This window comes from Kitasatospora sp. NPDC006697, assembly GCF_042869935.1.
Classification (GTDB): Bacteria; Actinomycetota; Actinomycetes; order Streptomycetales; family Streptomycetaceae; genus Kitasatospora.
This window is the reverse complement of sequence record NZ_JBIAGU010000009.1, coordinates 216,517-237,745: the sequence shown is the minus strand read 5'-3', so window position 1 is coordinate 237,745 and position 21,229 is coordinate 216,517. Positions and strand designations below refer to the sequence as shown.

Here is a 21,229-nt window from a genome sequence, read left to right as displayed (position 1 = left end):
GAGCGGACGCGCGCCGGTGAAGGCAGGCCAGGCCGAGAAAGGTCATCGGCGGCTGATCAGTTGCCGCCTCGTTCGGCGACGCCCACACAGTAACCTGAATTCATAGACTTAAGCAATCACGCCAGAACTCTTGACCTTCATTGATCTAATTCATAGAGTTAGGCAATCAAGCCGGGCGCCTTCGCCCCGCACTCGCGGCACGCCGCCGGACCTCCGCGCAGGCACCGCCGACCCGGTACACACCCTCTGAGGACTCCTTCTTCATGCTCTCCGCGCACCCTTGGGATCACGCCCAGGCCGTTACCTCGCTCGCAGCGCCGGGCGGCGCAGGCAACCGGCACCGCTGGCAGGTCGCCGACACCGGCCGCACCTTCGCCGTCCACGGCTCCAACGCGTTCCCCGACCACCCCATGTACGACATCTACGAGACGACCGGCGGCGCCCCGCCTGTCCCGGCCGCCCGCCTCGCGCAGTTCCACTCGCTCATGCGGGCCCGGCTGCTGATCGCCAAGCTGACGCGCCCCGCCTTCACCTCGAACTGGACAGTGTGGGAGACGGCCCTCGTCATCGGCGAGGGCATCGACCTGGCCACCGCCCCCGTACACGAGCGCGGACCCTGGACGTTCACCTTCGACTACGCCCTGGACACCGAACGCCAGGGCTACCGGTACGAGGCGCAAGGCCCCCTCCTCGAAGCGGCGTTCCAGGCCGCCGCCGACTTCTTCCACGACAACGAGGTGACCGACCTCGAAGCCAACGAGGACGGCATCCTCGGCATCGTCCTGGCCTCCTACACCCGCCGGTGCTCCCGGCCCGACCGGACGGCCGGAGCGCGGCTGTGACGGCCTACTGGCGGCGGATGGACCGCACCGCCATGACCGGCTCCCTGGTGAACTGGCCGACCCGCCTCGACAGCTACGGAGGCTGCGGCACCAGCGTCTACGCCGTGTGGCCCGAGGCGGCCGACGAACCGATGCTGGTCTGCTCCCGCGGCCTGCTGCTGCACGCCCTGCTGCAGGAAGAGCCCGTCGGCGACCCCGGCCCGTGGGCCGCCGCCTTCCCCGACCTCGACGACAACGACCCCGAGGCCGCCGAGCGCTCGACCGGCCTCCTGGCCGCCCTCCTGCTGGGCACCACGGGCGCCAGCTGGGCACTGCGCGAACCGGACACCGACCCGGCTACGCCGATCACCGAGGCCTTCGCGGACTTCTGGACCGCCGGCGAGCAGGACCTCACCGCCGCAGGCCGCGCCGTCGTGGACGCCCTCACCCAGTCCTACGGCCGTCCCCCGGTGTTCCTGACCGTCCAGGACACCTGACCCTCCCCCAACTCCCCACCGGAGAAGCGAACATGACCCAGCACCCCACCCCCGAGATCGCGGCACTCGCCACCGACCTGATCGGCATCAGCGCCTCGTTCACCCCCCTCGAAGTGGAGGGCCTGGTGCGCACCGCAGCCGAAGCCGTCCACGGCGACCCGGACGATCTCAGCACCCTCCAGCGCGAGCTGGCCGCCCGCGCCCACGCCCTGATGGCCGAAGAGGCCGAGGGGACCTCCGACACCACCGAGGAGTCACCGGCCGCCGCCTACACCCGGATGTCTGCCCTCCAGGAACGGCTGCGCGCCGAGGCGGAGGCCGCCGCCGAGGAGTTCACCGCACTCCTGCGCGTCCTGCTTCCCCACGCCGCGTACGTGGTGCTGCAGGTCCGCGGCGACGACACCTTCAGGATGGACCGCGCGGTCACCGCCGACGGGACGACCGTCCACGACTTCGACGACCCGCTCCCCGCCCTGCCCGAGGACCTGGCCCGCGCCTGGGGCAAGGACCCGCGCTTCGAGCTGGACCTCGACCACATCGTCGGCGAGCTCCAGGCCGCCGGAGCCACCTTCGGCAATCTGCCCGAGACGGCCCGCGACCTGGACGTCGATGACCGGTACGAGCACCTGCCTGCCATCGACCTGGGAACCGTCGCATGACGAGATCGCCCCTCCCGCCTCCGCCGTCGGCGCACCACCCACCAGCCCTGCTCCGTCAGCCACAGCATCGTGACCCCGAGCCGGGCCGCGCGCTGCTCCACGCCTCCTTCTTCCACCGCTTCCCCTCCATGGGTGGCGCTTCGTGTTCCTGTTCCACCACCTTGCGAGAGGACCAACTGCTATGAACCGTCCGGTCAACACCGGGGATCATGCCCGCCGACTGCTCAGCCAGGACGCTCGCGTCGCCATCGGGGCCGCCCTGGTCGCGCTGGAACACAACTTCCACGAGTCCGTCGCCTGGGGCAGCCTGCCGGTCACCTGGATGCAGATCCGCCTGCCGCATCCGGAGATGATCGGTCCACAGCCCGCCGCTCAAGCGGTCGCGGTCGAGGACATGGACGTCCCGGCCTGGGCCCACGACGGAGGACCGAAGTTCACGGGCGCGATGGAGGAGTACGGGCAGGCACTGCTCGACGACTCCGCAGGTCTGGGCCCCGACTCCCGGACCGACCCGATGGGCCCGGTCGTGGGACTGCTCGCCCTCGCCGAACGATGGGCGCTCGACCAGGGCGAAGTCATCGAAGGCGTGGACATCGTGGACACTCCCGGCGCCCGGCATCAACGCAGCCTGACCGCGGTGCTGGCCGACGGCACAGTCCTGGCCGTCACCCGCACGGCGGGCGAGCCGATGACGCACCGCTCGCAGAACCACATCTCCCGGTGCGCCCGGGGCCGCACCCTGTCCCCGGCGCTGTGGCTGATGGGGCAAGGCACGGGCGTCTTCCCGCTGGAGATGCCCCCGCCGGTGGAGCGCGTGTAGAGGGACTGTGCGGCCCGGGGCGCTCCAGCGCGCCGGGCCGCACAGCGAAGTCCGGTGATCGTCTAGTGCCGGGCTTGTCCGAGCGGCGACAATGACGGCATGCGTTTCGACCTGACCGATCTGCTGCACGCGACCGCCGAGGTGCTGGACGCAGCCGGCCCGCTGGAGCCCCTGCGGCTCGCGCTCGCCGGCCGGGATGTGCAGGTCACCTTCGCGGAGTTCACCACGATGGCGGACCAGCGCAGCAGCATCGACCGGCTGGCCGCGGCGACCGGGGCCGACCCGGTGCTGTCCGAGCTCGGCGCGAACGCCTACACCTACACCCTGACCGCGGACCTGCCCGGCGGGATGGTGCTGGTCGCGGGGACGCACCCGACCTTGAACCGGTCCCGGCCCGAACGCTCGACCTCCACCGCCGCCACCGCGGCGCTCCTGCGGACCCTTCTGCCGTGGGCGCAGACCCTCTCCAGCCTGCCGGTCTCGGTCAGCGGGCTGGAGGTCACCGACACCGCGCACCGGTTAGCGGTGCAGCTGCTCGTCGACGGCGCCGACGACCCCAAGGCGGCGATGGTCGCGGCCTCGACGGGGGTCACCGCGCTGCGGACCGTCCCCGCCGTCCCCTTCGGGATCGACGGCCGCGGACGCCTGCCGTCCGGGCACCCGGTGCTCATCAGCGTCATGTAGAGGAGCGCCGGCCACCCGCCACACGGAAGTGTGTACCTGAGTGGACACTCGGCGCAGCCGTGTGTACCTTCGTGCTCACTTACCGTGAACAGGCGAGGTGGCTGTGCCCGTACCCTTCGACCAGGTCCTGCCCGCCGGGGACATCCCCGATCTCGAGGACGCCCCGCTGTGGCGCGATACGCGGGGCCGGCCCCTGCACAGGCAGTGGGGCGGCGCGACCTACGAGGTCCGCAACCACCTCGACGGCTGCATCGTGGTGTGCCGCACCGCCGAGCCGACGGCGACCAACTTCCCGCTGTCGCAGGAGGCCGAGTACGCCTTTCACCGCGCCCTGACCGGCACCGTGTTCGCCGACGCGGCGATCAGCAAGGGCTGGGACGCGGACAACCGGGCGGCGGCCGGCGCGGAGCCCGGCGGGGACCGGTGGGCGGCGGCCTGGGTCAGCAACGGCGTGCCGGGCTTCGCCGAGCACGACACCTGGGACGGAGCCCACCGCGCCGTGGCCGAGCGGCTGGACGAGATGGCCGACGGCCTCGTCCTGACCGGGGACACGCTCACCGCGCAGATCGCCAGCGCCCACCTGAGGCGCTGCGCGAACCAGGTCCGGGACGTGGTGCTGACCGCCGAGTTGGGCGACGCGGTCCGCCGGGGCAGGGGATGGATGCAGGAGGAGCGGCTCGTCAAGCAGATCGCCGCCGGCCTGGACATCAACCGGCGCTTCCTCTACCGGGTGTTCGACGGCACGGAATGGCTCCGGCGGTGACCGGGCCGGCCCGCTCCCCTGCGCGGCCGGCCACCACGTCGGGTAGCCGCAGGCGGCGGCAGGAGGCCGACCGCGCCGCGCTGGACCGGTTCCTGTACGGCATGCCGTACGCCGATCTGCTCGCGCACGGTCCCAGGCTGCCGCTGAACACCGCCTGGCGGCGCCTGCTGCACCGCACCGGCGCGGTGGACGCCGTCCGGGCTGCGTGCGGCGGGTGGGCCCCGGCCGTCGACGCCCCGGAGTCGGAGCAGACGATCACCGCGCTGGTGCCCCGCACGGGCCCCCGCGCCGACACCGTCGTCGACGTGGTCGCCGCGGCTGGCACCGCCATCGCCGGCGCGCGGCGCCGCGACGAGACCTTCGCCCGCTACGACGAGCGGTGGGTCGGCGGCCGCGGCGCCCTGCGCGATCTCGTGCCCGCCGACATCGGCGCGGTGCGCAGCAGGCTCGCCCCTCCCGGCGCACTCCTGGCCCACCACGGCCTGGCGACCCCTCCCCACTTCCAGGACGAACGCCTGCTGCGCGTCTCGGCCGGCCTGGCCGCGTACAGCTCGGTGCCGCACTTCGTTCCCGGCCCGCTCGCCGAGGACGCCGCGACCACCGCGATGATGGACGCGCGGACGCGCGCGGAACTGACGCTGCCTGCCCCCTCGGTGCTGCTGTTCCACGACGGTGTGCCGTTCGCCGCGGTGGCCAGCGACAGCAACCTGGTCGAGGCCGCCGACGAAGGGCGCCTGCCGCTGGGCGATGCGCCAGTGGTCATGGGCGGCGTGCTCACCGCCCGCGAAGACGGGCGCCTGGACGAGGGGCTGGGCTGGCTCCTGACCGCGGCCACCGACCGGCGCACCGGCGTCCCCCTCTACTCCCTGGTGCCGGTGCCCTACGGCAGTCATCCGGCCGGGCGCGCTCTGTACGGCTACGCGGCGCTGCTCGCGTTCGAGAACTGGCGGCCGCCGCCGGAGCTGCCCCGGCGGGACGGGGCCGGACGCCGGGACAGGGAGATCAAGAAGCTCGCGCGGACCCGGCAGGCCCGCGACGGCGGCTTCCACGGCGTCCACCTGCTCGACTACCTGCCTCCGCCGGATGAGCCGGCCGCGCGGATGCGCTCCGCCGCAGGGTCGGGCGAGCTCGCGGCCGGCACCTGGCGCCGTGCCCACGTCCGCCCACGCGTGCGCTACGGGATCCGCGACGGCACCGGGCGCAAGGTCGGGCCGGTCTACAAGAAGAACGCGGTGCTCGGGGTGACCTACGAGTACCGGCACCGGTGGGTGGCGCGGAGCCGGATCAGGCCGGACCTGCCGCTGATGGACCGGGAGACGGTGTACGGGCTGGGCGGGAGGGCGTAGGGCCCGGTCGAGCGCGAAGGCGAGCCGACTCGACCGCAGCCGATCCGGATGATCGACGACCTTGGTCTCGCCGGCAGGGGAGCGCCGGATCGTGCCAATGATTTCAGTCGGCGCGACGGGCCTTTGACCTCGGGCAGGATTGCTTAAGACTATGAGTTCATGTATGGTTTTGTTTACCGGGCCGGTCGTAGTCCGGCCGCCCCGCACCAGGGAGTTGCAGTGATCACCAAAATCACGATCGAGGGCTTCAAGTCCTTCCACCACTTCGAGTTCGAATTCCCGCCGGGCCCGCTCGCTGTGCTGACCGGGCCCGGCGGTACCGGCAAGACCAACTTGCTGGACGCTCTCACTCTGGTCTCCCGGACGCTGACGGACGGTTTCGAGGCAGCAGCCGCGTCCAGCCCCCGGCTGTCTCCCGCCACCCTCCTCCTCCAAAGTGAGCAGCAGGGGCGGCCCTGGACCGCGCAGACGATGCGGATCAAGGTGGAGGTCCTTCTCAGCGGACTGGCCGGACCGGTTTCGGTGGAACTCGCCGCGTATCGGGGCTCCGACGGTCGCACGGCCGTCTTCGACGCCGCCGGAAGCGGCGTGCGGATGCTCTCGCCGATCGGGGGGCAGCGTTTGCTTCCGTTGGACGGCAGCGGCCAGGTGATGGACGCGCTCCGGGAGCAGGCCAAGGACTGGCAGGCGGTGTCCTGGTCTGCGAGCGACATCGCTCGGGTGCTGCGGCGGCTCGCCCCGGAGGCGGCGACCTGGCTTGCCGCCGACCTCGCGGCGCTGGTGCCGGGCTCTCTCGATGTCCGGGCCACCGACGACGCCCACGGGTGGATCGAGGTCCGGATGGCGCATCGAGGTTGGGTGCCGGTGGGCATGATGCCGGTCAGTACGCTGCGGACCCTGGAGATCCTGGCGGCCTGGCACGTGCGGCCCGGCGTGCTGGTCGTGGACGGGCTCGGAGAGGGCATCCATCCGAAGGACGCCGCTGAGCTCGCCCGGCGGATCTCCCGGCGGCTCGGGGCAACCGCCCCCGTCCCCTCCCAGCTGATCGCCAGCACGAACGCCCTGGACCTGGTCAACACGCTCACCGGCGGCGACCTCTCCTCCGTGGCCGTGATCGAGATCGCCCACCGGGTGGACCCCGCGCAGCAGACCATCACCCCGGTGAGCTTCCACCGGCCCGTGCGGGAACCCCGGCCCGAGGATGAACCGGGTCACTACCTCCGGCCCTCCCGGCTCGCCCGGATGCTCACGTCCGAGTAGACCCGCCGGGCCCTCACCCGGCCCGGCGCCCCGGAGTACCCCTCTCTCCGCCGGCGCAGAGCCGGCCGCCACCGCCCCCGCGTACCGAAAGGTCAGCCATGCCCCCGCCCGTCCTGCTGCCCGGCCTCGGCCCGACGCGCCGCAGCCCGTTCGGCGACCTCACCCCTCACCAGTTCCTGGAGGAGATCCTGGAGGAGATCCGGGAGTTGTACCGGGCCGACCAGGTGCCCTGGGTGATCGGCTACAGCGGGGGCAAGGACAGCACCTTGGTCGCCGCCCTCGTCTGGTGGGCCCTGGCCTCGCTGCCCCCGGAGGAGCGGACCAAGACCGTCCACGTGATCTCCACCGACACCCTGGTGGAGAACCCCCTGGTGGCCGCGTGGGTGGGCCGGTCCCTGGACGCGATGCGCGGGGCCGCCGCCCAGCAGCTGCCGATCGAGGTGCACCGGCTCACCCCGGCCGTCGAGGACAGCTTCTGGATGTGCCTGATCGGCCGTGGCTACGCGGCGCCGCGGCCGAAGTTCCGGTGGTGCACCGAGCGGCTCAAGATCAAGCCGTCGACCCGGTTCATCCGCTCCGTCGTCGCCGCCCACGGCGAAGCGATCCTCGTGCTGGGCATCCGCAAGGCGGAGAGCGCGGCACGGGCCAAGTCCATGGCCCGCCACGAGAAGGGCCGCGTGCGCGATCGGCTCTCGCCCAACGGCGACCTGCCGAACTCGCTGGTCTACAGCCCGATCGAGGCTCTGACCAACGACGAGGTGTGGATCTTGTTGATGCAGTACGACAACCCGTGGGGGCACAGTCACAAGGACCTGCTGGGCCTGTACCAGGGGGCGAGCCCGGACTCCGAGTGCCCGCTGGTGGTCGACACCACCACCCCGTCGTGCGGCGACAGCCGGTTCGGGTGCTGGACGTGCACGATGGTCAGCCAGGACAAGTCCTTGAAGGCGATGATCGCCAACGACGACGACAACGTCTGGATGCGCCCGTTGCTGGAGCTGCGCAACGCGCTCGACATCGACGACGACCGGCATCTTCGCGACTACCGCAGGACGAACGGGACGCTCATGCTCTTCCACGGCCGGCTGGTGCATGGCCCCTACACCCAGAGCGCCCGGGAGGACTGGCTGCGCCGGCTGCTGCGCGCCCAGCACGAGATCCGCACCCGCGGCCCCGAGTACGTGCGCGACCTGGCCCTGATCAGCATGGAGGAGCTGCACGCGATCCGTCACGAGTGGGTGGTCGTCAAGCACGAGGTCGAGGACACGCTGCCCGCCATCTACCAGGAGGAGACAGGCGAGCCCTTCCCCGGCCCGGCCGTCCTGGACGGCGGCGTCGGCTTCGACGCCGACGCGATGGCCGTACTGCGGGAGGTCTGCGACGGCGACGAGAGCCAGTACCAGGGGGTTCGCGCACTGCTCGGGCTGGAGCGCCGCTTCCGCACCGCCGGGCGCCGCGCCGGGTACTTCGAGGCCCTGGAGAAGACCGTGGCGCGGTACATGTTCGACGACGAGGACGACGCCCTCCAGTACGCGCTCACCCGCGATCAGATCCGCTCCGGCCTCTACGATCAGAGCGGCCCCGAGCCCCCGGACGCGGGCGAGGACGACAACCCGTACGCATCGAAGGAGAGTTCGTGACCCAGCAGCCGGCCGCATCGCACCCCGACCGCCAGGGCCTGCCCGCGCTGTACATGGCCGAGCTGGCCGTGCACCAGGAACGCTGGCAGCTGATCGTCGTCGCCCCGGGCACCGAGGTCGTCGTCGACGCACTCGACCTCGGCCCGGCCGACACCCTCGCCGTCGCCGACCCGGACAGCCCCGGGCGCCACCTGATCGCCGCGAGTCCGGAGCCCCAGCCCGTCCCGCCCCTCAAGGAGGCGACCAACCGCCTGCCCGCAGTGGGCTACACCGTCGACCCCGCCGCCTGGGCCGATCCGGCCAAGCTCACCGGCTGGACCCAGGTCACCTACACCTGTTGGACCGCCCCGTGCCACCCGGCCGCGCCCACGGCGCAGCGACTGTAGCGACCGGGCAGCGGAAGACCTTCAACGAGCAGGAGAGCGACGGCATGACGACCGCCGAGCCCGACCCGGCCTGCCCGGACTGCGCCGAGCGACTGGAGTACGACCCCGACGCTGCCGTCTTCGCCTGCGGCAACGGGCAGTGCGCGTTCCTCGGGATGGACAAGCCGGTGTGGAGAGCGCTGGAGGAGGCCGGGATGCTGCTCGCTCCGGTCACCGGGCTGCCCCGGCCGATCCGCCAGGGCCTCCCGGTTCCCTGGGTGACCCCGTGGAGCACGGCGCGGGTGTGGTGGCGCGCCATGGACTCCCGGCTCCTGGCCCGCGCCCACAACGAGTGGCGCTGCCAGGTGTGCGGAGACCTCCTCCCCGAGCAGGCGTGGGTGCTGGCCACGCCCGCCGGCGTGGTGCTGCAGGCCGCGCTGCACCAGGAGTGCAGGGATCTGGCGCGAGCGGCCTGTCCGCACCTGTCCGGGCCGGCCACCCGCAGCAGCGCCCACCTCGTCACCCGCGCCCAGCTGACCTCCGACGGCCGGCCGCTGCTCCACGCCCCGCCCTCCGACCCGTACTTCCCCCAGCAATGGACACTGGCCGCTCCCCCGGCCTGGCCCGCCTACGACGCCCCTTCCGGCCCGGCCGCCCCGACGGCCGCCGCGGCACCGGCCTGAGCCCGCCCCGGGCAATCCGACCACGCAGGAGAGCACGATGAACGAACGGTCGCCCGATGCGGCCGACCGGCCCCGGCCCGGCCCCGCCCCGGCCGCTGGCGGCCTCCTGGCCCCTGCCGAGACCGCCCTGATCCGCTACCTCCGGCAGCGCGCCGCAGAAGTCGACCCGACCTCCGAGCCGGTACTGGACGGGTGGAGGTACCCCTCCCCCTTCCAGCTGCTCCTCGATGCCGGCCGGCTCTTCACCCCGGCCCCGCTTCCGCCCGGAGCCGGCCCGCTCATGGTGACCTTCTGCTACACCAACGCCGCTCAGACGATCGCGGACCAGGAGGACCCGGCTCTGGTGTACGTCGAGGGGTACGGCAGCTGCACCGTCGACAGCGCCGTCCACCACGCCCCCCACGCCTGGGCCACCGACGGCACCCGCGCCATCGACCCGACCTGGCCAGCCGGTTCGGGCTGCGCCTACCTCGGCATCCCCTTCGCGGACCCCGAGATGTGGCCGCACCCCCTGTACGGCGACGGGATCCTCAATCAGTACGCCACCCTCCTCCCGATCCTGCGTGAGGGGCTACCCGCCGCCGCGGTCGCCGACATAGGCCGGCCGCTCCCGCACCGGGCCCGTCGCCGTCCCGAATCCGCGGGGCCGCTGAGCCGCACGCCCTCCAGCTGATCCCCCGAACCCGCCCTCCGCCATTCGCCAGGAGCCGAATCCCCGGCGCCGACAACGTCGTTGGACATGATGCGGAGGACGGGCTGCCCGGAAGCAGCACCCCCAACGACCTGGCCACTCCATGTACGAAGGAATCGAACCGTTGTCTCAGCCTCTGACCGCCGAGCCCTCCGTCCTCTCCGGACCGGCCCCTGCCGTCATGATCGACCGCCCCGGCTCCGTCGACCGCGACGACGCCATCGGCGTCGAGCGCGTCGGTGACGGATGGCGCCTGACCGTCTACGTCGCCGACGTAGCCTCCGGCGTCGCGCCGGGCAGCGCCGTCGACCGGGAAGCGTTCGCGCGGCGCGAGTCGGCGTACGGGGGCTGGCGGGGCACCCAGAAGATGCTGCCCCGGCCGGTGGAGGCCCGGCTGACCCTGGCCGAGGGACGGCCGTGCGCCGCGATCGCGATCCGCTTGCACGTCCTTCCGGACGGGCAGGTCGGGCAGGTGGACGTCGAACGGGCGACGGTGAGCGGCCTGGTGGCGCTGAGTCACTCCCAGGCTGCCGAGGCGGTCCGCGACCGCGCGCATCCCCTTCACGAGGTCCTGCGCGAGGCAGCGGCGTTGAGCGAGGTCCTGCTCGCTCGCCGGCGCCGGCAGGGGGCGCTCGCCCTGTACGACCTCCTCAGCGGGTGGGCGACCAGCGAGGACGGCGTCGTGGTCCGGCTCGCCTCCTACGAGCGGACCGTCGGCTACAAGATCGTCCAGGAGTGCATGATCGCCACGAACACCGCGCTGGCCTCTTGGGCGGCAGGGCACGACCTCCCGTTGCTGTTCCGCAACCACGCCGCCGGCCGCGTCGCCGCCCCGCGCCAGACCCTGCTGGACGATCTCGACGTCGCCTTCACCGACGGGTCCGCCGCCCGGCTGGAGGCACTGCGCGAGCGCACCCTGATGACCCTCAAGGCCGCGGAGTACGCGCCGTTCATGGGCGGCCACTGGGGCCTGAACCTGCCGGGCTACCTCCACGCCACCTCGCCCCTGCGGCGCTACGCCGACCTGGTCGTGCAGCGGGTCATCTCCAGCTACCTGGACGGCGCCGACTCCCCGTACGGGCAGGACGCCCTGGCCGCGATCGGCAAGGCGCTGAACACCGGCGCCCGGCAGGACCGCGAGGCCGAGCACGACTCCCGCAAGTCGGCCGCGCACTCCGCGGCCCGCCGCGGTGCCGCGGCGGCGGAGGCCGACTACACCGGCCTCGACGCCCCGGCGTTCCACACCCTCCTCAAGCGCGGCTGCAAGGAGGGCATCGCCGGCGCGCCCCTGGTCGCCGAGACCTCCCGGCGGGCCGCCGCAGGGCAACTCACCTTGCTGGAACTCCAGATGGTGCTGCTCGTCGCGGGCGGGCCCGGATGGGAGTCGGGGCGCAGCGCCTGCCTCAACGCCATCGCGGCCGCACCCGAGACGGCCGTGTCCATCCTGTCCGTCCACGCGCAGGTCAACGCCCTGCCTCCGGTCGAGTTCACGGACAAGACCGTCGGCCAGAGCCCCAATACCGTCTTCTACGCGCAGGCGTCGTGGTCGGCGGCCGAGAGCCCGGTCGAGGGAGCCCGGCGGTCCGCGTCTACGAAGAAGGGCGCCCGGCACCAGGCCGCGCTCAGCCTGCTCGCCGCGCTCACCGAACTGCCCGACCCCTCCCTCGACCTCGCACAGCCCGTCCCCGAAGCCGCGCAACCCCCGGCCGCCGAACCCGCCGCAGAAACGGCGGAGGGGCGTTCGCCCATCTCGGTCCTCAACGAGTACCAGCAGATCAAGGTCATCAGCGGCCTGAGCTACACGATGACCTCCAAGGGCCCCAGCCACCTCCCGACGTTCACGTGCACCGCCCAGGCCACCCACGACGGCACAACCGTCGTCGGCTCCGCGTCGGCCCCGACCAAGGCGGCGGCCAAGACGGCAGCGGCGGCCGGTCTGGTGGATCGGGTCGACGCGGCGCGGGCCGCGCACGTCGGCTGATGTCCGCGCCCACTCCGCGGGCCGAGCCCGTACGTGGGACGGGGCGGGAGACGCCGGCGGCGGCCGCGGTGGATCCGTGGCCGCTCGTGGTCCGGGTGACCGGCGGTCGGCTCGACCACCGGGCCCGTCCTCGTCTGACCCGGGCGGGGCGGCCCACCGGGTGGCTTGACCTGGCCTGCGGCGGCAGCTGCCTGGCCCGCGTGATGGACAACGCCCTGCGGAAGGCCGAGTGCGCCCGGTGCGCCGAGCGGGCCGGGCGAGACCGCGACCCCGAGCGGTGGCGGACCGCCGCTGCCGAACGCCGGGCGCAGATGGCGGCCGGCCGCGGCCAACACCCGTTGCCGTTCCCGGTGTGACGGCGAGACAGCTGGCTGGCATTCGGCGCGGTTGCCGCCGGCCCGTTCCGGTCCGCCGTCCGTGCCCCAGCCCGTACGATGGCCGCAGCCGGCCGGTGGACTTCGGACCGGCATGAATTCCAAGGGGGCATGGTGACCGCGCAGCCGTCAGCCGTCGGCAGGGACTACCTCTCGCCAGACGGCCGCCGAGGTGTCCTGGCGGGCCTGGAGTCCGCCACCGTCGCAGAGCTGCGCGCGGGCACGCCGGTCCACCTCGACCTCGCCCGGCTCGATGTCTGCCCTCGGCCGCTGTCCCTCCTCGACGGGGACTGGATGGCGGCCCACCCCGACATGGGCCTGATGGCGATCGGCCCCGTGCTCGAACTAACCGGGCCGGAGTTCGACCAGCTCGCCGCGGGCCACGTCGTGGAGCGGGAGATCGACGCGACGGCACTGTGGGAGGCGTTCCCCGTACGGATCGCCCAGGCCGAGACCACCGGCGAGCTTCAGGAGCGCTTCGCCGCACTCGACGAGGGACGCGTCGACCCGCAGGTCGGCCGGTAGCCGTTTTCCATTCGACCGAAGGACTGAGCCGTGCCGGACCGACCCGAGATTGTCTGCATCTGCGGCTCTGCCCGGTTCGTGGACGAGATGCGTGTGGCGAACCGTGATCTGACCTTCGCGGGTGTCATCGTTGTCGCGCCTGGCGAAGCGGACGGACCGGTCACCGACGAGCAGAAGACCGTGCTGGACGCTCTCCACTTGCGCAAGATCGACCTGGCTGACCGGGTGCTGGTCGTCAACCCTGGTGGGTATATCGGTGAGTCCACGAGCAGGGAGATCGCGTACGCCCGCGCCGCCGGCAAGCCGGTCTCGTACACCGATCCCGTCTGACCCCGTGGCGTTTCGCACCGGGCCGCCGTGGCGTGGTCTGCGCGGACGACGCATCTAGACCGGGGACGGGTTCAGCAGCCGTACGATTCCAGGATCTGCCGGGCCTTCTCGTCGGCCGGGGTCAACGCGTGCAGCCCGCCGCGGACAGCGTGGTCCAGCACCAGCGGCGGGTAGGTCTTGTCCAGCGGGGCGACCGTCATCCGGCCCGCGGTCTGGTCGTCGTAGGTGACCTGCGAGGACCTCGGGAACCCTCGGTCGCTGGCGTACGGGGTGCTGTGCAGGCACTGGCCCGGACCGCCCAGCTCCCGGTGGTAGCGCGCCATCGGGTCGGGGAACACGTACGCGGCGGCGTCCGGAGCCTGCGCTCCCACCCAGCACAGAACCACCGTGGCGAGGATGATGTGCCACCAGTGCGCGCCGAAGCGGCGGAAGAACGCCCTGGCCCCGAGGAACACCCCAAGCGACGCGGTGACCGTCACGGCGACCACCACGGCGAGGGCCACGTTGCGGTGGTCGTGCAAGAGCCGGGACTCGAGCGCGAAGTACATGGCCGTGATCATGGTGACCCAGACCGTGCCCACCGCGATCCCGCCCGCCGGCGCGGTGTAGTCCGGCTCGCCGTGTGCGTCGGCCGAGACCGGAATGCGCGAGCTGAAGGTCACTTCTCCCCCTGTGCCCGGCCGGGCCGGTTCCTCTGTTTCTGCTGGCCGTAGCACCTTACGGCACCGCACCGTCAGGCCCGGCCGGGATATCGGTGCGCCCGCTGGTGCCGGGGCGGGGTAGGTGGAGTGCGGCCCGGACATGGGTGCGGCCCGGGCGCCGGCTTGAGCCGGTGCGCGGGCCGCCGCGGGCGGGTGGTGGTCAGGTCTCGCGGGCGCTGAGGATCAGTGCGCGTTCGCGGACGAGGTCGCCGTGGACGGCGGCGTCGGTATCCACCGGCAGGGCCTCCAGCGCCTGCCCGATGGAGGCCAGGGCTTCGTCGAAACGACGCAGCCGGCGCAGCGCCGCTGCCTGGCGGAAGAGCGCGACGGCATCGGGGCGCTGGTTGAACGGCGGCCGGTTGAGGAGTTCGAGGATCCGGTGGGGCTGGCCGGGGAGGTCATGGCCGAGCCACAAGCCGTGCAGCAGCGCGTGGAAGACCTTGGGGTGGTTCCCGGACTCCTCCAGCAGCGGGTCGATGAGGTCGAGCGCGGCCGGATCGGAGCGGCCGAGGAGGGCGAAGGCGTGTAGGGACCGGCTGAAGGGGTCCAGGTCCACGGTCCGGCCGCGGTGGTCGAACAGGTCGGTCAGCGCCTGGCAGCGGAAGTCGTACCGCAGGCCGAGGCCGTACAGGTGCAGCCGGGTCCGCACGGTGAGCGGCGGCGCGGCGCCCAGGACCTGCTCGGCCGTCAGGTGCGTGAGCGCGCTGCTGCCGGACTGCCGGCCCTTCCAGGCGATGTCGGAGAGCAGTTCGGCGGACTCCTGCCAGGAGGGGCGGATCACCTCCGCCCAGTGCTCCGCGCGGGCTGTCCACGGCCGATCGAGGTGGTCCGCGATGTCGTAGCCGGCGATCTCCAGTACCGCGCCGCGGGTGAGCGAGGTGAAGGCGGCCCGCTCGAGGACGGGGTGGATGTTGGGCGAGCGCAGCAGCCGGCGGGCGGCCTCCCTGCGGGCCCAGGCCGAGGAGGCGGGGAGGCGGGAGTAGGAGATCACGGCTGCTACGGCGTCGTCGAGCCAGTCCTCGGAGCTGGGGAGGTCGAGCACGGTGTCGGTCACGGGAAGGCCCTTCGTCCGGTGGGTGAGGAGCGGTACGCCCACTAGAGGTGTGAGAAGGGCCTGCGGTGTGACCAGCTGTCCGCGGCCTGCTGGCGGACAGGACCCTGGCGGTGTCGGCGCCGATCGCTATGCTCGGCACAGCGCACCTCGCTGTGCGCGCCGGCTCGGGCCCACCCCCGGGATTGCGGTGAATCGTGCTGCCGCGCGGATGCGAGCGATGACCGGTGCCTCTTCCGAACCGCACCCTGGCCTGCTCGTGGTGGGACGAACCGCAGTGCCGGGACGCGACGAAGGAGAAGCGGTGGCCCCGTCCTCGCCCAACACCAGCAACCACCAGCGCATCGCCCGGTTGCTGAACAGCTCGACCGGCTGCGGCTACCAGAAGGCCCTCCAGCGCGTGCAGGCCGCGGCCGACGCGGGCCGGCTGCCCGCCAGGCTCGACCAGGCCGGCCGTGAGGAAGCCGTGCGGATGCTCACCGAGCCACACCCCCAGCCCTTCCCGGCCCCGGCCGTAGCGGGAGGTGCCCCGTCACTGGACATGCAGCCGTCGGTGGCGCTGCTCGGGCTGGTCCGCGGGGGCTTGGAGAAGACGGTCACGGTGGCCGACGTCGGTGTGTGGGCCCGGGGCCGGCAGGTGCTGCCGGTCGACCTGGGCGACCTGTCGCCCACCGAGCTGGCGCTCAGGAACTACGAGGCGACGGAACGGCGCCGGAACCTGCAACGCAAGGAACAGGTCGTCGCCGCCATGCGGGCGCAGCGGGACCGGAGCCTGGCCCCGTACCTTCTTCTTCCCGCCGTCCCGGAGGCTGTGCGCGAGGGGATGGAGCGGCTGGTTGCGCGGACCCGCCCGAAGCCGCGGAGCGGCGAGCCGCAGTAAGCCGCCACCGGTGGCGGCTCACTGCGGACTTCCGCAGGGGCCTGTGCCGGTCCGGGGACGGGCCGGCGCGGTGGCCGGAGCCGGTCGAGGCGGGGCTATGCGGTGGTGGCGGCCCGCTTGACTCCTCCGCGGCGGCCGAGGCCGTAGACGACCCGGTAGACGTCGGGCATGTCGAGCTGTCCGCTGCTGCGGCGGCTCATCACTCCGGCGTCGACCAGCTCCTCCAACAGCTGTGGGAGGCTGGCGGCGCTGCGCGGGCCGGTCCGGGCGCGGCCGGTGCCGTTCCCGGCCTCCCGGGCGGATTCCTGGAGCCGGTCGGCCAGGCCGCTGCGCTGCCACAGGGCGAACACGTCCTCCTCCCAGATCGGGACCTGCTGCCCGGCGAGCGGCTCCAGAGCGAGGCGGACCCACGGCAGCGCCCGGTGGAGTTCGGTGGCCCGCGCCCCGCAGCGCACGCTGTGCCGCAGATCGTCGTGGTGCAGCGGCCGGTCGTGTCCGGGGTGGTGGAGACCGGTTTCCTCAAGGGCGGTGGCCAGCGCGGTGAGGAACGGGCGCGGAGTGATCACTCCCAGCGCGTCCTGGAGGCGGTTGGGCAGGCAGTTGTAGGTGTAGCCGGTGCGGGCGTTGGTGCCCATGAACCGGCCGGCGAGGGTGGTGAAGAACTCCTCCTGCGTCTTCGGGTCGCAGCTCAGCCCGGAGGGGGCGAGGAACCGGCCGTCCTGGCTCTGCTCCCAGGTGGGCCAGGCCGCGCGGAAGGCGGCGGCCTGCGCGCTGTCGTGGTTGCCCAGGAGGTGGATGAACAGGCCGTACAGCTCGGTCCTGCCGGTCCGGCCGAGGTAGTCGTACCGGCCCCAGGAGAGGTCGGCGGCCCGGCCGGTCAGGAAGCCGCGGTCCGGGCGCGGGACGCCGGTCAGGGCTCCGTCGAGCATGTCCGGGCGGATGAACACCTTCGCGCGCAGCCGGGTGGTGCGGCGCGAGAGGGTGACGGCGAGGTTGAGCATGCCGGAGGCCAGGTGCTCGGCCAGTACCCGGTCGGGGTGGAGCTGGTCCAGGGCGTCGAACAGGACGAGCCGCACGGTGTCGTCGCCGCGCGCGGCGGTTTCGAGTTCGGCCAGCGACCGCTCGACGGCCCCGGGGTTGCGGGTCAGCCAGTCGACGCGCTCGGTCCAGGTGGTGAGGGCGGCAAGGTCCGGAACGCCGAGCGCGGTCAGCGCGACGGCACTCCACAGGACGGTCGGCGGCACACCCCGTCCCGTCAGGGCACGCAGCTCCCCTGCGGTCGGCTGGCCGGCGTCGGGCCGCGCCCCAAAGGCGGTGACCGCCTCCGTCCGCTCCAGCTTGGGCATCCGGTACTCCCGCGCGGCGACGGCGCGCAGCTGCGGGTCCGTCAGGGCCCTGGCCCAGAACGTCTTGCCCTCGCCCGGCCGTCCGCGTACGACGGTGCTCTCCAGGTACAGAGCCGGGCGGTGGACGCCGGGGGTGTACATCAGCGGGGCCGGGAGGGTGAGGGCGTCGGTGGCGAGCGCGGCCGAGAGCGCGTCGTGCAGCAGTGTCCGGAGTTCTACGACCGGGCGCGTGAGGGACATCGGGGCCTTCCAGGGTGGGGTTTCGTGGCGTTGGTCTTCGTTCCGCTCCGGTCACCACCAGTGCCGGAACAGGTAGTTGCCGCGCGGCAGTTCGCCGCGTCGGATGAGATCGGCGAGGATCAGTTTCAGCGACGGGGAGAAGGCGCGATCGGCGAAGAATCGGCTCTCGAACACGGCGTTCTCAAGGTCTTGCGTTTCAGGCGGGTTCGCCTCGACGGTGGCTGGGGTGGTCTCGTCGGCGATCCGGATGCTCAGCCAGTAGTTCAGCTCCGTCATGCCGGTCTTGACGACACTCTCGCGGGTACGGGAGTCCCAGCCCAGATAGATCTCGGTGTCGTCGAACGCTTCGAGTGCTTCCAGGTAGTCATCGTCGGAGGTGAGTTCGTACAGCTTCACGCTGTCATTGCGGATGTGCTCCTCGTCCCGTCGGCATCCGCTCAGCGAGCTGTACGGCTTGCCGTAGACGCGCTCGGCAATGGCTTCGATCGGGATGTGGCCGTTCTCGGCGGTCGCATAGTCAGCGTGCGGCTCCAGCACGTAGATGCTGTACGGCGTGTACTCGGGTGCATCAGGCATGACGGATCTTCCTCATGGGTGGTGAGTGCGTGATTGCCGGGAGGAGGGCGTGCAACTCGGGGTCCGCGACTCCCCAAACATAAGGCAACTCATAGACTTAAGCAACATAGCGGTACTCCAGCCCTCGCCCCTGCCGTCGACCACCACCCTGCACGCCAGAGAATGGCACCGACGGCCAACGTCGACCCCCGCGCAGCGCCGCCGGCCAAGCGGGAGGTCGATCGTGCAACGCGCCGCCGGCCGGGCGCGGCAGGGGTGCGGAGGGAGGGGGTTCGACATCAAGTTGCTTAACTCTATGAGTCTATGTATTGTTTGAGGTGTCGCCGGGCGAACGAGTGCCCCATCCGGGCCCGGGCCGTGCGACTCCCTCCTCTTCTCCGCGCCTTCTGGCCCGCCCACTTCTGGAGGCATCCGTGCCCGAGACCGCCCGCCGCTCCGCACCCGCTGGCCGGACCTCATCCGCCCGCTGGTGGCGCTGGAGCGTCCTGTGCGCCCTGCCCAGCGCCGCCGTCGCCCTCGCCAGCTCCTGGCTCTACGAGCCGCACACCGCCGCCGACGCCCTGATGGCCGCCACCCTCTCCAGCGTCGCGGTCTACGTCTTCGCCACCACCATGCCGCTGCGCCGCCGCAGCACCACCTACCAGGCACGCCGGGCCACCCTGGCCATCGTCGAAGCCGACCCCGACCCCGACAGCGGGAGCCCCAGCGACACCTACGAGCTGCGGGTCTACGGCGTCAGCGTGCTGGTACGGCTCCGCCAGGACTGGAAGGGCGAGCACCTGGTCCCGTACGTGCACATCGACCACGAGGCCGACCGGCCCCGGCTCCTGCTCGTCGAAGTCGACAACAAGGGCGAGACCGAACACCGCTGAACCCGACCGCCACCGCGCCCGCGGCCGCGCCGTCCCGCAGCGCCCCGGCCACCTCTCATCGAAGGAGCAGACGTGCAGCCCGAGTTCACGCCCGGAGACCGCATCAAGGTCATCCTGTGCACCGACGAGCACGACCCCATCCCCGCCGGGGCGACCGGCACCGTCACCCACTGGCATCCCCACCCGCTCATCCGGCAGCTCGGCGTCGCCTGGGACGCCCCGCACGACCACCGCCGCCTGATGCTGGTCCTCACCGACGGCGGCGACAGCGTCACCCGCATCTGACCCGCCCGCTGCCGGGCGGCCCGAGGCCGCCCGGCAGCACCCCCGCCCCTTCGCTCACCCCGAATCCCTTTTGAGAGACGCTCCATGCCCGCGAACACCCCCTCCCCCGCAACCGCCGCCGAGGTCCGGGCCGCGATCGACTTCGACTCCGAGTACGTCGTCCACTTCCGTGACGGGAACACCTGGGACCGGCCCGAGTCCGCCGAACACCACCAGCTCCACGGCATCGACGTCTGGCACACCGTGCGGCGCGGTCGCCGCTACGACGCCGCCGTGCACCTCTTCGAGGAGGGCGTCCTCACCCTCACCAGCCCCAGCGCGGCCATGCGGTTCATCCCGACCGCGACCTACGAGGAGCACTTCTGCTCGGCCGAGGACTGCGAAGAATCCACCGCGGACGGCGAAGGGTGGGCAGGGCTGTGCGGCAACTGCGCCGACCGCGCCGAAGCCGAAGGCGAAGCAGAGAACGAAGAGGCCGACGCCGGCACCCCACCAGGGCCGCCCGCGCTCCCGCCTTACACAGCCACTGATCTTCACCACGCCGCCGCCACGGTCCACCACATGCTCCTGCTCGCCCTCGACTCCCAGTCCGGCGTCGGCGAGAGCCTCTGCGACCAGCCGATCCCCCACACCGCGGACACCGACGAGCCGCGCACCTGGCAGTCCCTCGGCGACGAGGCGGCCAGCACCGCCTACAACGCTGTGCGGCAGCTCCTCGACAAGGCACCCGACCTCGGCGGATGGGCCATCGGGCTGGCCACCAACGACCTGGTGCCCGAGCCCGAGCCCCTCACCCGGTGGGAAGACGACGAAGCCGCCATCCGCGTCCACGTCGCCTTCGCGGACCACGTCGACGCCGAGCGGCGCGCCGCGGTCTACGACGCGCTGCGCCTGGCGCTGCGCTCCGGCATCTGACCCCGCCGGTCCGCGTCCGCACCTCCACCTCGGGGGGGCCTCCGCCCCAGCACCAGCGCGGCGCTCCGGCCGGCTGCGGCCCACGAGGAACAGCCGCGGCCCGGAAAGCCGATCTCCACGACCCGATCCGACCGACCGTCCAGGGAGAATCCCGTGTCCCCGCTGCCGCCCGGCGACCTCGACCCCTACGAGCACCTCCACCACGCCCAGCTGCACCCCGTCGCCGACTCCCCCTGGCTCGGCAGATCCGTACGCGGCCACTACGGCAGGCGCTCCACCGTCCAGCGGGTCTACGCCACCCCGTTCGGAGTGGACGTAGCCCTCTGCCTCTACCCGATCCACCAGGCGGCCATCTACGACACCCTTCGCCTGGAGGTCACCGACATGCTCTCCACTCCGGACACCCCCGCCGCCCAGCGCACCGCCTACCTCCGCAACTACCGCGAACTCCTCAAGCTCCACGGCCGCGATCCACAAGACCGAACCCCGAGCACCCACCGCGCCCTCCAGCGCCGCCAGGCCTTCTACGAGCAGTTCCGCAACGCGCAGGTCTACGTCGAGGCAGCCCTCCTCGAAAAGGTCCGGGCCGGCGACCGGGTCGTCGACAACCTCGGCGTGCAGATGACCGTGACCGACCCGGACGCCAAGCGTGACAAGTACCGCGGCTGGCGGACCGAGATGACGGTCAGGCTCGCCCCCGAGCACACCCGCGCCGCCAGCCACTGGCGTCCGGCCGACACCGAGATCCCCTGGCACATCCGCCACGAAGGCTGGGGCGCGCTCCCCACCCTCGGCCTCCTCTGAACCCGGCCCCACCACCCGGAGCCCGACCCCCCGTGAACGAACCCGAGCACCGTGTCCCACTCCCCGGCGACCCGCTCCCTCGAGACCAGTTACCCGCACCCGACCACGTTGCGGAACGCA

General features: G+C 72.3%; 25 protein-coding genes. 21 read left to right on the top strand and 4 right to left on the bottom strand.

The annotated features are described in order from the left end of the window. Nucleotides 1-263 precede the first annotated feature (263 nt). The 16 genes from ACFYNO_RS15345 to ACFYNO_RS15270 all read left to right on the top strand — a co-directional run bounded on the left by ACFYNO_RS15345 (nucleotide 264) and on the right by ACFYNO_RS15270 (nucleotide 13,439). Complete coding sequence (locus tag ACFYNO_RS15345; protein WP_388011344.1) at nucleotides 264-842, top strand: hypothetical protein; 579 nt, start codon at nucleotides 264-266, stop codon at nucleotides 840-842. Nucleotides 843-859: 17 nt separating this feature from the next. After that, the gene (locus tag ACFYNO_RS15340; RefSeq protein ID WP_388011342.1) at nucleotides 860-1,318 is read left to right on the top strand and encodes a hypothetical protein; all 459 of its coding nucleotides are present in this window, start codon (nucleotides 860-862) and stop codon (nucleotides 1,316-1,318) included. A 32-nt stretch (nucleotides 1,319-1,350) separates the two neighbouring features. Continuing rightward, entirely contained in the window at nucleotides 1,351-1,977 is a 627-nt protein-coding gene (locus ACFYNO_RS15335; RefSeq protein WP_388011340.1) for a hypothetical protein, read from the top strand. 181 nt (nucleotides 1,978-2,158) lie between these two features. Next, entirely contained in the window at nucleotides 2,159-2,797 is a 639-nt protein-coding gene (locus tag ACFYNO_RS15330; RefSeq protein ID WP_388011338.1) for a hypothetical protein, read from the top strand. Nucleotides 2,798-2,896: 99 nt separating this feature from the next. Continuing rightward, a complete protein-coding gene (locus ACFYNO_RS15325; protein WP_388011336.1) occupies nucleotides 2,897-3,481 on the top strand; it encodes a hypothetical protein in 585 nt (194 codons plus the stop codon). 103 nt (nucleotides 3,482-3,584) lie between these two features. Next, nucleotides 3,585-4,244: a hypothetical protein gene (locus ACFYNO_RS15320; protein WP_388011334.1), complete on the top strand. Its 660-nt coding sequence runs from the start codon at nucleotides 3,585-3,587 to the stop codon at nucleotides 4,242-4,244. A 101-nt stretch (nucleotides 4,245-4,345) separates the two neighbouring features. Next, nucleotides 4,346-5,590 (top strand): hypothetical protein, encoded by a 1,245-nt coding sequence (locus ACFYNO_RS15315; RefSeq protein ID WP_388011332.1) that lies wholly within the window; start codon nucleotides 4,346-4,348, stop codon nucleotides 5,588-5,590. Nucleotides 5,591-5,809: 219 nt separating this feature from the next. After that, complete coding sequence (locus tag ACFYNO_RS15310; RefSeq protein ID WP_388011330.1) at nucleotides 5,810-6,850, top strand: AAA family ATPase; 1,041 nt, start codon at nucleotides 5,810-5,812, stop codon at nucleotides 6,848-6,850. A gap of 98 nt (nucleotides 6,851-6,948) precedes the next feature. Beyond that, entirely contained in the window at nucleotides 6,949-8,490 is a 1,542-nt protein-coding gene (gene dndC / locus ACFYNO_RS15305) for a DNA phosphorothioation system sulfurtransferase DndC (protein WP_388011328.1), read from the top strand. Further along, nucleotides 8,487-8,876 carry a hypothetical protein gene (locus ACFYNO_RS15300; protein ID WP_388011326.1) on the top strand — a complete coding sequence of 130 codons (390 nt, stop codon included), beginning with the start codon at nucleotides 8,487-8,489 and terminating at the stop codon, nucleotides 8,874-8,876. Before dndC ends, ACFYNO_RS15300 begins: the two co-directional genes overlap by 4 nt. A gap of 44 nt (nucleotides 8,877-8,920) precedes the next feature. Further along, nucleotides 8,921-9,538 (top strand): hypothetical protein, encoded by a 618-nt coding sequence (locus tag ACFYNO_RS15295; protein WP_388011324.1) that lies wholly within the window; start codon nucleotides 8,921-8,923, stop codon nucleotides 9,536-9,538. A gap of 37 nt (nucleotides 9,539-9,575) precedes the next feature. Continuing rightward, nucleotides 9,576-10,211 (top strand): hypothetical protein, encoded by a 636-nt coding sequence (locus ACFYNO_RS15290; RefSeq protein ID WP_388011322.1) that lies wholly within the window; start codon nucleotides 9,576-9,578, stop codon nucleotides 10,209-10,211. A 142-nt stretch (nucleotides 10,212-10,353) separates the two neighbouring features. Further along, complete coding sequence (locus ACFYNO_RS15285; protein ID WP_388011320.1) at nucleotides 10,354-12,210, top strand: RNB domain-containing ribonuclease; 1,857 nt, start codon at nucleotides 10,354-10,356, stop codon at nucleotides 12,208-12,210. Continuing rightward, the gene (locus tag ACFYNO_RS15280; RefSeq protein WP_388011318.1) at nucleotides 12,210-12,566 is read left to right on the top strand and encodes a hypothetical protein; all 357 of its coding nucleotides are present in this window, start codon (nucleotides 12,210-12,212) and stop codon (nucleotides 12,564-12,566) included. The genes ACFYNO_RS15285 and ACFYNO_RS15280 overlap by 1 nt, the downstream gene beginning before the upstream one ends. Before the next feature lie 129 nt (nucleotides 12,567-12,695). Then, the gene (locus tag ACFYNO_RS15275; RefSeq protein ID WP_388011316.1) at nucleotides 12,696-13,109 is read left to right on the top strand and encodes a hypothetical protein; all 414 of its coding nucleotides are present in this window, start codon (nucleotides 12,696-12,698) and stop codon (nucleotides 13,107-13,109) included. Between the two features lie 30 nt (nucleotides 13,110-13,139). Then, a complete protein-coding gene (locus ACFYNO_RS15270) occupies nucleotides 13,140-13,439 on the top strand; it encodes a hypothetical protein (RefSeq protein ID WP_388011314.1) in 300 nt (99 codons plus the stop codon). A 71-nt stretch (nucleotides 13,440-13,510) separates the two neighbouring features. Here ACFYNO_RS15270 and ACFYNO_RS15265 read toward each other — a convergent pair whose 3' ends face one another. Together ACFYNO_RS15265 and ACFYNO_RS15260 are read right to left on the bottom strand one after the other, a co-directional pair. Then, nucleotides 13,511-14,101, bottom strand: a complete 591-nt coding sequence (locus ACFYNO_RS15265; RefSeq protein ID WP_388011312.1) for a hypothetical protein — start codon at nucleotides 14,099-14,101, stop codon at nucleotides 13,511-13,513. Nucleotides 14,102-14,300: 199 nt separating this feature from the next. Next, nucleotides 14,301-15,194: a hypothetical protein gene (locus ACFYNO_RS15260; RefSeq protein WP_388011310.1), complete on the bottom strand. Its 894-nt coding sequence runs from the start codon at nucleotides 15,192-15,194 to the stop codon at nucleotides 14,301-14,303. 301 nt (nucleotides 15,195-15,495) lie between these two features. On the opposite strand from ACFYNO_RS15260, the gene ACFYNO_RS15255 reads away from it, so the two are divergent. Further along, nucleotides 15,496-16,071, top strand: a complete 576-nt coding sequence (locus tag ACFYNO_RS15255) for a hypothetical protein (RefSeq protein WP_388011308.1) — start codon at nucleotides 15,496-15,498, stop codon at nucleotides 16,069-16,071. 95 nt (nucleotides 16,072-16,166) lie between these two features. On the opposite strand, the gene ACFYNO_RS15250 is transcribed toward ACFYNO_RS15255, so the two are convergent. Together ACFYNO_RS15250 and ACFYNO_RS15245 are read right to left on the bottom strand one after the other, a co-directional pair. Beyond that, the gene (locus ACFYNO_RS15250; RefSeq protein WP_388011306.1) at nucleotides 16,167-17,657 is read right to left on the bottom strand and encodes a hypothetical protein; all 1,491 of its coding nucleotides are present in this window, start codon (nucleotides 17,655-17,657) and stop codon (nucleotides 16,167-16,169) included. A 51-nt stretch (nucleotides 17,658-17,708) separates the two neighbouring features. Next, on the bottom strand, nucleotides 17,709-18,233 hold the full coding sequence (locus ACFYNO_RS15245; RefSeq protein ID WP_388011304.1) for a hypothetical protein: 525 nt from the start codon (nucleotides 18,231-18,233) through the stop codon (nucleotides 17,709-17,711). A gap of 413 nt (nucleotides 18,234-18,646) precedes the next feature. Here ACFYNO_RS15245 and ACFYNO_RS15240 point away from each other — a divergent pair, with 413 nt between their 5' ends. The 4 genes from ACFYNO_RS15240 (at nucleotide 18,647) to ACFYNO_RS15225 (ending at nucleotide 21,109) form a co-directional block, all read left to right on the top strand. Beyond that, nucleotides 18,647-19,105, top strand: coding sequence for a hypothetical protein (locus ACFYNO_RS15240; protein WP_388011302.1), 459 nt, complete (start codon nucleotides 18,647-18,649; stop codon nucleotides 19,103-19,105). A 72-nt stretch (nucleotides 19,106-19,177) separates the two neighbouring features. Next, complete coding sequence (locus tag ACFYNO_RS15235; protein ID WP_388011300.1) at nucleotides 19,178-19,390, top strand: hypothetical protein; 213 nt, start codon at nucleotides 19,178-19,180, stop codon at nucleotides 19,388-19,390. A gap of 84 nt (nucleotides 19,391-19,474) precedes the next feature. Then, nucleotides 19,475-20,305: a hypothetical protein gene (locus tag ACFYNO_RS15230; protein ID WP_388011298.1), complete on the top strand. Its 831-nt coding sequence runs from the start codon at nucleotides 19,475-19,477 to the stop codon at nucleotides 20,303-20,305. Nucleotides 20,306-20,458: 153 nt separating this feature from the next. Then, nucleotides 20,459-21,109, top strand: coding sequence for a hypothetical protein (locus ACFYNO_RS15225; RefSeq protein WP_388011296.1), 651 nt, complete (start codon nucleotides 20,459-20,461; stop codon nucleotides 21,107-21,109). Nucleotides 21,110-21,229: the final 120 nt, after the last annotated feature.